A 10,268-nucleotide genomic window follows, 5' to 3' on the forward strand; every position below is an offset into this window, starting at 1 on the left:
CGCCGCCCCATGGCCAGATCGGCGGGCAGGATGCGCAGCCGATCAATGCCCAGCCCGCGGCTTACGGCGCCGATCGGATTGAAGCCATTGCCGCGCAGCGAGGTGAGCGCGCCGGCCAATTGAATGGCTTCGGGGGCCGACAAATCGGTGACGCTGGCGCCGAACAGCACGCGGCTGAGCACTTCGTCTTCGGGCAGCACTGGCACCGAACTGAACTTGATCTGCGGGCGCTGCGCCGTGCCATCGATATTGAGCAGCGCCGAAAAGCCATTGCCGCTGTTTTCAGCCGCAATGGTGATCAGCGGATCGGGCGGATTGCCGCCCAGAAAGCGGATATCGCCGCGTGTGAGCTGAAAGCGTTTGCCGGCAAAATCATAATCGCCGCGCACCAGCTGCACCCGGCCAAACAATTCCGGCGCGGTGGCACCGCCGCGCACCCGCACATCGGCCTGCCATTCCGAATTGATGCCCATGCCGGTCACCTTCAGGCTGCGATCGGCAGTGACATTCAGATTGAACAGCCAGCGGGTGGGCGCAATATATTGCACGGTGCGCCGCCCCAGCTGCCGCGTGTTGATCTCGGTCACGGCCAACACCGGCACATCGGCCACAGCGGTGCGGCCAATGCGATATTCGGCGCGGGTCAGCTTGATCTGGCCCGACACGACGCCGCCATATTCGTCGGTCGCTACCCGAATAGTGCCGCTGCCGGTGGCCGTCACGTCATCCCGGCCCAGGATGGCGGCGTCTTTTACGGCCATGCGGATATCGATGGGAAAGCCGCGCTCATAGCTGAGGTCGATCTTGCCGGACCCAGTGATGCTACCGGTGCCCGAGCTGCCGGAAAAGCGCGTGAGTTCAAGGCTGGAGGCCGTGAAGCGCGCATCCAGGCTGGCATTGGACGCGACAGCGCCCAGCAGCGGTGCCTCGACGCGGGCCTGCCGCCCGGTCAAACGGCCGGCGACCACCGGATTGCCCAGCGTGCCCGAAACATCGGCCGATAGTTGCAGCGCGCCGCGCACGTCCAGCGCTGTCAGGCCGGACAATCCCCAGAGGTCCTGCGCCGGGCCGGCATAGCGCAATTGCCCGGTCACGCTGGCGGCAAACAGCCGGTCCAGCAAGCCAGTGCTGGCATTGCCGGCGGTATCGGCGGTGCTGCGGGGGATCGGCCCCAGCCGCGCCTGCGCCCGGCCTTCGACCTTGGCGGCCCGCACGATCACCGCGCGCACCACGGTGCCATCACGGCCCAGCGCGGCATTCAGGCCGACATCGATCGGTGTTGAGGTGGCAGCCACCGTGCTGCGTGACAGGCCATTGAGGCGCAGCGCCGCCGTGCCGGTGGGGGCGGCGCCGCTGATCTGCCGCAGCGCCAGTACGCCCGACAACCGGCCGGCCAGATTGAGCGACGGATAGGCCAATCCCAGCATTTGCAGTGAAAGCTTGTCCAGCTTGGCATCGATGCGCTTGTTATCCCCCCAATCGCCGGCGAGTTCGGCATTGCCGAGTGCGCTGGACACGGTGACCGGGGCCAGATGCCAGCCAGCCGCATCGTTGGTTATCACCGCCGGGCCGGACAGGCGGGCGCTGCGGCTGGCATAATCGCCGCCGCCGGTGAGTGTGTAGCGGCCGGGTGCGATATCGGCGGCAAACGCCAGCTTGAAGGCTTCGCCGCTGGTGCCGGCCAGTTCGATGCGGCCGCTGCCGCTGCCATCCACCAGTTTTATCGTGCCTGCAGCGCGTTCCAGCACCAGATTGCCGCGTTCCAGACCGGCAAGATCGAGCTTGCCGGTCAGGCTTGTGCCGGCCGCCATCAGCGCCAGATCGCCGTTCAGCGCCAGCCGTTCGATGCTGATCGGGGTGGCGGCAACCAATTTCAGATTGCGGCCATTCAGCGCCAGCTGCGCGGTTTGCACGCCGGCCGTGCTGGCCAGCACGGCGCTGCCGGTCAGGCCCTGGCCCGCCACGGTGAGCGTGCCGGCAAACGGGCCAGCCGCTGTTTGGGCCACCTCGCCCCGTGCGGCAAAGCCTGCCACCGCCAGCCGCTCCACGGCCAGCCGCACCGCCGGATCGGTGGCCAGGCCGGCTGCCAGCGTCACCGGCCCCAGCGCGGATTCTGCCGCGGCGGTGATCTGCCAGCCAGCGCCGCTGCCATCGAGCTGCACCGCCAGCGCCGACAAGCCATAGCCAGGGCGCGGCAGCTGCGCATCCAGCTGCGGCGCCGCCAGCGTGCCCGCCGCTGCCAGCGAAAACGGCCCCCAATCGCTGCTTTTGCCGGCTGCCGCCAGCGAGATGATCCCGCCGGACCGCCAACTGCCATTGCCGGCCGCCGCCAGTTTCGGGGTGGACAAGGCCAGATTTGACAGCGTGACGGCCAATCCCGGCGCCAGCGCAAAGCGGCCGGCAAGATCGGCCTTGCTGCCGGCAGCGCGCGTTATCGATCCGGTCAAAGTGGCGATGGCCAAGCCAAAGCCGCCGCTGCCAACCGTGCCGCGCCCGCCCGGGCCAGACGACAGGCTTGCAGTGAACTTCAAATCGCTATTGGCCGGCTCTGGCAGCGGCAGCAGCCAGCCGCGCGCATCACCAACCAGATTGGTTGCCCATGTTGATGCCCCCCCGCTGCCTCTGCCGCTGGCGCCGCCTGGGCGATAGGCGGCGTTGCCAGTCAGGCGCAGCGGGCCGGAATTCAGGCGAAGATCCTCGGCGCGGAGCTGGCCGCCCTGCCAGCGGAGCTGGCCGGTGCCGCGCCAGGCCCCGGCAAACGCCGCCACCGTGGCCGGCAAGCCGGTAATGCGCGCGGCGCTGGCCTGCACCGGCACGATCAGCGGGCGATCGGCCAGATTGGCGATGCCGGCCAGCATGACTCCTTCCAGCACGGCGCCGTCCGCGCCGCCAACGGCCAGCGTCCGCAGGCTCAGCCGCGTATCGACGATCGGGGCCAGCAGCGGCCCCGCCAGCCGGGCCGTCGCCGTCAGCCCGCGCACGCCCAGATCACTGGCCAGCGCCGCGCTGTCGGCCAGTGTCAGCTTTGCCGTGGCCGTGGTCAGCCGCTCGCTGCTGCGATCAAACTGCCCGCGCGCCTCGCCCGATATGGCCTGGCCAGCCACGCTGAGGTTGGCCTGCACATCGGTTCCGGCCGCCGCCACTTGCGCATTGATGGCAAGGCCGCCCGCCAGCAATGCTGCGGCATCGCCGGCCAGCAGCCGGGCGGGATCGATGCGGCCATTGGCGCGAAATTGGCCGTCCCGGCCGGCAATGGCGACATCCGCTAGCGTAACAGCGGCTTTGTCAGGCGTTCCGGCAGCTTCGCCTAGCGTTCCGGCAGCTGCGCCGAGCGTGGCAGCGATGCGGCCATCCCAGCGCTGCCAGCTGCCGTTGCCATTGGCTGTAACCGTCAACGGGCCGGGCAGGGCGGCCAGCGTGGTGAAAATACCGCCGGCCGGCGCCAGCAACGTGGCGGCCAGCTTGAAGCGATTGCGCTCCGGCTCGGCATCCAGCTGCACATTCAGCGTGTCGCCGCCGCTGCCGGGCAGGGTGCGCGCCTGCACATCGATCAGGGCACGGCCGGCGGCAATATTTGCGCGGCCACGCGCGGTGATTGCCCGCGCCTTGCCGGCCAAGCCTTCGGCCAGCAGCAGGCGCCCGATGGACACACTGCCGATGGCAATATCCTGCTCTGGCAGCAGGCGCGGATCGGCAGTGGGCAACAGATCGGGCCAGCGCGAAATGCGCACCGTGCCCGCCGTGAATTCCTGCACCGTGATGCGATTTTGCAGCACATCGAGCGGCCGCCAATCCAGCACAAGCCGATCGATGCTGGCAAAGCGCCCGCGATGATCATGCACGGCCACGCCGATCAAGGTCGCCCGCCGCCACAGGCTGCCATCGATGCGCTGCACCCGCAGCGACAGCCCGCTTTCAAGGCGCAGGCCGACCATTTGCTGCACCAGCAGCGCGCGGCCCGTCACAGTGTCCAGCGCAAACGGCAGTGCAGACAAACCCGCCAGCAGCGCCAGCAGCGCCAGCAGCAGCCACAGCCCCCGCACGGACATTTTGCCAGTCGCCGCCATCAGAAGGCCTGCCCAATGGAGACATAGAACACGACCCGCGGATCGCCGCGCTGCGGATTGAGCGGCGTGGCGATATCGATCCGCACCGGGCCAAAGCCAGTGAAAATCCGGGCGCCGATGCCCGCGCCCAAGGACAAACGATCAAGCGCCGGGGTGGTGCCAGTGGAAACTTCGCCGGCATCGATGAAGGCCACCACGCCCAGATCCTGGCCCAGCGCGGCAAAGCGGTAGCGCGCCTCCACGGCCAATTCGGTCAGGCTGTTGCCGCCGGTCGGCACGTTGTCGGTGTTGCGCGGGCCAACGCCCTGAAACACATAGCCGCGCACCGATCCGCCGCCGCCGGCATAAAAGCGCCGATCCGGCGCGATCACACCGCGGCTGGCACCAACGATGCTGCCCATGTGCAGCCGCCCGGCCAACACGAGATTGCCAATCGGCTGATAGGCGGTGGTTTCGATCTGGGCCTTGATATAATTGAAGTTGCTGCCGTCGCGCAGGGTGAATTCCGGGCTGAGGCGGCTGGTGAGGCGGATGCCGCGCGATGGATTGAGCAGATCGTCGGAGCGATCCCAGGTTACGCTGAGCGGCAGGGCGAGCACGGTGAAGGTGCGGCGCGGATCGCCGGCCACCGATCGGTCGCGCTGGCTGGTGACCAGCGCCTGCGCGCCGATGCTCCACGTCCAGGCTTTTTGCCACAGCACATTGGTTTCGCGGGCCAGCGCCGCCGAAATGCCTAGGGTTTCGGCGGCAAAGGCAAATTGCTGCGATGCTGTAAAGCCGCCGCTGATCAGCAATTGCCGGTCGCGCTGGCCAAAATTGCGCTTGCGCAGCTCCAGCTGCGCAACCTGCTCGCGCTCGGCAGCGACGGCGCGGGCGGTGAAGCCACCTTCGGGGGCAAACAGATTGCGGTGAGTCCAGCTGCCTTCGAGGCGCACGCCCTGCCCGGTGGAAAAGCCGCCGGCCAGCGCGATCGTGCGCGGCGGCGCGGCTTCACCGCTGATGTCCAGATCGATGAATTGGCTGCCATCCGGCCGCAGCGCGCCGGCCTTGGGCGTGACCGACAGGGCGCCGAACAGGCCGGTTTGCACCATGGCGCGGCGCAGATCGTCGCGGCCGGCGTTGCTGTAACGCTCCCCGGGTTTGAAGCGGCTGAGCAGGGCGATGTGCGCGGCGGTCATGCCGCGCACATCGCTGTCGCTGCGGATTGCGCCGAACACGCCGCGCGGGCCAAGCGCGATGCCTTGCGTGAAGGTGGCTTCGCGGGCGGCGTGATCGATGATGATATCGGGGGCCGATATGCGGGCAAACGGATAGCCGGCATCGGCAAGGCGGGTGGGCAGCGCGGTTTGCGCCGATTGCACGCGCGCAGCCTCCACAGCGTCGCCAACCCGGATCGGCAGCAGCCGCAAAACGATGCGGCCCGGATCGGTAGCGGTTGAAGTTGCGCCTGTTTCGGGGTTGGCATCTGGGGCCGCGATGGTGATCGCGCCGAAGTTATAAACCGGGCCGGGATCGATGCTGATCTGGATCACGCTGTCTGCTTGGCCCGGGGCCGGCGGTTTTACGGCGGTCTGCACATTCGCTCCATAATGGCCGATCGAGCGCAGCAGCAATTCGGCAAGATCGCGATCTTCGGCAATGCGGCGCTGCAATTGTGCCAGATTCGTCTCCTCATCGCGGTGTCGCCACAGCGATGACAGTGCCCGAAATTCGTCGTCGAGGCCAAGCGGCTTCAGCCCGGTATCCTCCACACGGTAGCGAATGGCCGTTTCCGGCGCATCGGGCGTGCCGCTGGTGGTGGATGCGACATCGGGCCACGCCACGCCGTCACCGCCGGGCAGATCGGGCAACGGCGCTTCGGGGCCCAAAATCGGCTCGGCACTTGGTTCTACGGTATCCGCCGGCGGCTCCTTCGGTTTTGCGAGGGCGGCGGGCGGCATTGCAGGTGGCGCTGGCTGGCTGTGGGCCGCCGCGCTGGCCAAGCCGGCAACAAGCAGGATCGCAAATTCATGCACCGTCATGCCGATAGCCGATGCCGGCCATGCAAGCCACCAGCGAGATGCATCTGGCCAGATGCATCTCGCTGGTGCATTGGCTGACGCATGGATATTCCCCCAATTCGTCCGCGTTTGCAGCCGCCCCGCCGCGGCGGCGGTGTGTTCATTGCGCTGGGCGTGGTGCTTGGCGCCGGCCTTGGCATGCCGTTTGGCGAAGCGTCGCTGGGCTTGATGCTGGGTCTTGGCACGGGCATTGCGCTGGCCATTGGCATCGCCGTGCTGGACAGACGCTGAACGGCGCAGCATCGCGGGAACGGGAGAACGGCGCATGGCCAGCGGCCTTTTTGCACTGCTTGATGATGTGGCCGCGATTGCCAAAGTGGCTGCCGCCAGCCTTGACGATGTCGGCACCATGGCGGCGGCCAGCATGGACGATACCGCTGCTGCGGCCATGAAAGCCTCGGCCAAGGCCGCCGGAGTGGTGATCGATGATGCCGCCGTGACGCCGCGTTATGTGGTCGGCTTTGCGGCTGATCGTGAGCTGCCGATCGTGGCCAAGATCGCGCGCGGCAGCCTGATCAACAAATTGCTGATATTGCTGCCGGGCGCGCTGGCGCTGTCCTATTTTCTGCCGCAGGCGATCACGCCGCTGCTGATGGCCGGCGGTGCCTTTCTGTGTTTTGAAGGCGCCGAAAAACTGTGGGAAAAACTGCGGCCGCACGCTGCCGCTGCTGCGCCTGATGCGGGGCTGGATGCCGCCGCGCGGGAAACGGCGATGGTGGCGGGCGCGGTGCGCACCGATCTGATCTTGTCAGCTGAAATCATGGCGATTGCGCTTGGCACCGTGGAGGACAAGCCGATTGCCGAGCAGGCGGTCGCGCTAGTGGCCGTGGCGCTGGGCATCACTGCCATCGTGTACGGCGCCGTGGCGCTGATCGTGAAGGCCGACGATTTCGGTGTGTTCCTGGCCCGCAAACAGCAGCGCAGTGTCGCTGCGCTTGGGCGCGGGCTGGTGGTTGCCATGCCGCCGCTGCTGGCCGGGCTGGCGTGGATCGGCCTGGCGGCGATGCTCTGGGTGGGCGGCCATATCGTGGTGGACGGATTGAACACCTATGGCGTGGCCGCGCCGCATGAGATTCTGCACGCCGTGATGCACCTTGCCGAAGGCGGCGGCGGCGTTGCGCTCTGGCTGGCGGAGGCTGGCGGATCGGGCGTGTTCGGCCTGGCGCTGGGGGCGATCATCGTGGCCGTCCTGCATGCGCTGCCCCGGCGCGGCGGCGCGGCGGCGCATTGACCGAACAGGCTTCGCTGTGTATTGTATTGGCAATACACATGAGGAGCCACCGATGAGAGACGCGCTGATTGCCATTTTGCTGTGCGGCGTCGCCGTGGCCGCTTGTGAGGATGGCAAGGCCGTTAAGCCTTCCGAGCCAGCAGCCATTACCGCCGAGGCCGGTGATAAAGCCGAGGATTCAGGCACCGACACATCGCGCACAGTGGTCCAATTCAGCGCCGATAGCGATAGCGGCGAGGTTGCATTGCGCTTGCCCGGCGGCATATCGGGCAAGTTGCAATTGCCCGGCGGGGTCATCGGCGGCGAGGACGCACGCTTCGATCTTGACGGTGTGGGCCGGTATCCGGGGGCAAAACTGACCAGCGTCAACATCAAGGCGCAGGACAGCGAAGCTGGCGGCGACGCGCGCGTGGCGCTCGGCTTTTCGGCGCCGGGCAGCGCCGATGCGGTGGCGGATTGGTATGAAAAAGCCTTTGCCGCCAAGGGCCGCAGCGTGCAGCGGACCGGCACTTCGCTGAGGGCAACCACCGCTGACGGCGATGCAATGGTGATCACGCTGCGCGATGGCCCGGCGGGCACTGCGCGCGGCGAGATCAATATTCGCGGTTCGAACGGCTGAACGGCGCCATCACAGCGTGCGGGCGGAAAAGGTGTCGCAGCTGCTGCTTAGCCCCGATTCCAGCCCGCGTTGCAGCCAGCGCATGCGCTGCGCCGAGGTGCCGTGGGTGAAGCTTTCGGGGCTGACGCGCCCGCCGGCCTGTTGTTGCAGGCGGTCATCGCCGATGGCCTGCGCCGCCCGCAGGCCTTCTTCGATATCGCCGGGCTCCAGCAGGCCCTGATTGTGGTGCGCCCACACGCCGGCCAGGCAATCGGCCTGCAATTCCTGCCTTACGGACAAGGCGTTGCCCTTGGCGCTGCTGGCGCTGCGGCGGGCCTGCTGCACCTCATCGGAAATGCCCACCACGGTCTGGATATGATGGCCGACTTCGTGGGCGACCACATAGGCAGCGGCAAAATCGCCCGGCGCGCCAAAGCGTTGCGAAAGGTCATCAAAAAAAGCGCTGTCCAGATAGACTTGGCGGTCGGCCGGGCAATAAAATGGCCCCATGCCGCTATCGGCCGGGCCGCAGCCTGAATCCACTTGGCCGGTAAACAGATTGAGCTTGGGCGGCGGGTAGGGCTGGCCAAATTGTTCAGGAAACAGCCGGCCCCAGGTGCGTTCGGTGGTGCCGAGCACGCGGGCGATGAATTTGTCGTGGGCGCCGTCCAGAGCGGCGGCAGGTGCGGATGTTTCGGGTTGCGGCCCGGACTGGGGCTGGCCGATGCTGCCGCCGCCGACCTGCACACCATTGACCGCCCCGATCAATTCCAGCGGATTTTGCCCGAGCAGCAGCGCAATCACGCCCACAACCACCATGCCGCCGATGCCAAGCCGGCCCCCGCCGATCGGCAAGCGAAAACCGCCCCCACTGCCCCCACCGCCCCCACTGCTGCCGGAACCACGCCGATCGACGATGTTGCTGCTTTCGTCTTCGTCATCAAGGCGCATGAATCATTCCTTGGCCCACAGTTATCGGGGCGTCGGCGCGCTTGGGCTGAGCGCTTCGTTGATCAACAGCGCGATGCGGCTGCCGGCCTTCCTGACCTGCACGCGCAGCGCCGGCGTTGCTGCCGCCACATAAGCCGGCGTGATGGTGCCGCGCGCCGCTGGGCGCTGCGCACCAGGGATCGCGCAGCCATCAGGATAATCCAGCAGCGCGGGATAGGCGATGCTGCGCGAGATATCCCAGCCTTCGCGCGCCCATGCTGCCACCCGGGCAGGCGTGCCCGTGGCCCCGGCGGTGTCGGCGCGGCGCTGTGCCGGCGTGATGCTGGCCGGGGTGATTGCTGGCGGTTCGGTAAGGGCGCGTTCGGCCAGATCGCTGTCCCACGCGCGGTGAAGGTTCATGCGGTCAGGCGATTTGAAGCCATAGGCGACGCGCACATCATTGCCGCCGCGGTCCGCCTTGTCGCCGATGTGCAGCGGCATGTGCATGTCGCCCACGAAATGCACCAGAAACGCCAGCGCCTGCAATCGTTGGGCATCGCTGGCCCGGCGGTTGGCCAGCACCGCCTGCTGGCGCGCGATCTGCACCGTCACGCAATCGCCGTTCGGGCAATTGGCAGTGATGTCAAACGGCGCACACACGCTGATATTCTGGTAATGCCACGTGGCTGAAAATCCGAAGCTGCCATCCGGCAAGCCGCGCACGCAATCAGGCCAGACCGCGGCATCCTCCAGCGATTTCAGCGCGCATTGCGGCGTTTTCAATTGCGGCTCGGCGCGCAGCAACCGCTTGATCTGAGCGCGCGCTGCCGGGGTCAGCTGCGATTGGGCGATGCGGGCCGTGAGCGCGTGGGCATAGCCGCCCCATGCCAGCGCCGGCCCGGCACAAAGCACCGCGATCAGCACGGCAAATTGCGCAAAAAATCGAATCGTTGTTGCCATCATGCAGCAATCTTTATGCCAAGCGGGCGGTGCTGGCCAGTTGCGGACATGTTTGGGCGTCGATATCACTTGTCATCGCCGCATTCGGTGACCATGTCTATCACGACCACATGAGCGACGGATGACCAATGCGAGACCCTTATCTAGTGCTGGGTGTGCCAAAGTCCGCCAGCGACACGGATATCAAGAAGGCGTTTCGCCGGATCGCCAAGGACAATCACCCCGATCGCCATGCCGACAATCCGGCTGCGCTGGAACGCTTCAAGGAAGCCAACAGCGCCTATGAACTCCTGTCGGATGACGCCAAGCGCAGCCAGTTTGATCGCGGGGAAATCGGGCCTGATGGCCAGCCGCGCAATCCCTTTGCCGGCGGCACCGGTGGCCGCCAGGATTATGGGCGCGGCGGCGGCTTTGGCGGCGGC

Annotated in this window: 8 protein-coding genes; 4 read left to right on the plus strand and 4 right to left on the minus strand. The window is 67.0% G+C overall.

Going from position 1 to position 10,268, the window contains the following annotated elements:
* Together ABWP50_RS05600 and ABWP50_RS05605 are read right to left on the minus strand one after the other, a co-directional pair.
* Window positions 1-4,049: translocation/assembly module TamB domain-containing protein (locus ABWP50_RS05600; protein WP_353217004.1), on the minus strand; the 4,049-nt coding region annotated here is incomplete at its 3' end.
* A 17-nt stretch (window positions 4,050-4,066) separates the two neighbouring features.
* Entirely contained in the window at window positions 4,067-6,088 is a 2,022-nt protein-coding gene (locus ABWP50_RS05605; protein WP_353217005.1) for an autotransporter assembly complex protein TamA, read from the minus strand.
* An 81-nt stretch (window positions 6,089-6,169) separates the two neighbouring features.
* Here ABWP50_RS05605 and ABWP50_RS05610 point away from each other — a divergent pair, with 81 nt between their 5' ends.
* From ABWP50_RS05610 to ABWP50_RS05620, 3 genes are read left to right on the plus strand one after another with little or no spacing between them, the layout of a single operon-like run.
* Window positions 6,170-6,358, plus strand: a complete 189-nt coding sequence (locus ABWP50_RS05610; protein WP_353217006.1) for a hypothetical protein — start codon at window positions 6,170-6,172, stop codon at window positions 6,356-6,358.
* A 34-nt stretch (window positions 6,359-6,392) separates the two neighbouring features.
* Window positions 6,393-7,358, plus strand: a complete 966-nt coding sequence (locus tag ABWP50_RS05615) for a DUF808 domain-containing protein (protein WP_353217007.1) — start codon at window positions 6,393-6,395, stop codon at window positions 7,356-7,358.
* Window positions 7,359-7,410: 52 nt separating this feature from the next.
* Entirely contained in the window at window positions 7,411-7,977 is a 567-nt protein-coding gene (locus ABWP50_RS05620) for a hypothetical protein (protein ID WP_353217008.1), read from the plus strand.
* Between the two features lie 9 nt (window positions 7,978-7,986).
* Here the strand turns inward: ABWP50_RS05620 and ypfJ are convergent, their stop codons facing one another.
* The gene (gene ypfJ / locus ABWP50_RS05625) at window positions 7,987-8,907 is read right to left on the minus strand and encodes a KPN_02809 family neutral zinc metallopeptidase (protein WP_353217009.1); all 921 of its coding nucleotides are present in this window, start codon (window positions 8,905-8,907) and stop codon (window positions 7,987-7,989) included.
* A gap of 21 nt (window positions 8,908-8,928) precedes the next feature.
* On the minus strand, window positions 8,929-9,849 hold the full coding sequence (locus tag ABWP50_RS05630) for a S1/P1 nuclease (protein ID WP_353217010.1): 921 nt from the start codon (window positions 9,847-9,849) through the stop codon (window positions 8,929-8,931).
* 125 nt (window positions 9,850-9,974) lie between these two features.
* Between ABWP50_RS05630 and ABWP50_RS05635 the strand changes: the two genes are divergently transcribed.
* On the plus strand, window positions 9,975-10,268 hold a 294-nt coding region (locus ABWP50_RS05635), incomplete at its 3' end, for a DnaJ domain-containing protein (protein WP_353217011.1).

This window comes from Sandarakinorhabdus sp., from assembly GCF_040398645.1.
Taxonomy (GTDB): Bacteria; Pseudomonadota; Alphaproteobacteria; order Sphingomonadales; family Sphingomonadaceae; genus Sandarakinorhabdus.

Excerpts from the sequence above, each read along its gene's own strand:
- ABWP50_RS05630 (WP_353217010.1), bottom strand. The coding sequence starts at position 9,849 with ATGATGGCAACAACGATTCGATTTTTTGCGCAATTTGCCGTGCTGATC.
- ABWP50_RS05615 (WP_353217007.1), top strand. The coding sequence starts at position 6,393 with ATGGCCAGCGGCCTTTTTGCACTGCTTGATGATGTGGCCGCGATTGCC.
- ABWP50_RS05605 (WP_353217005.1), bottom strand. The coding sequence starts at position 6,088 with ATGACGGTGCATGAATTTGCGATCCTGCTTGTTGCCGGCTTGGCCAGC.
- ypfJ (WP_353217009.1), bottom strand. The coding sequence starts at position 8,907 with ATGCGCCTTGATGACGAAGACGAAAGCAGCAACATCGTCGATCGGCGT.
- ABWP50_RS05620 (WP_353217008.1), top strand. The coding sequence starts at position 7,411 with ATGAGAGACGCGCTGATTGCCATTTTGCTGTGCGGCGTCGCCGTGGCC.
- ABWP50_RS05610 (WP_353217006.1), top strand. The coding sequence starts at position 6,170 with ATGGATATTCCCCCAATTCGTCCGCGTTTGCAGCCGCCCCGCCGCGGC.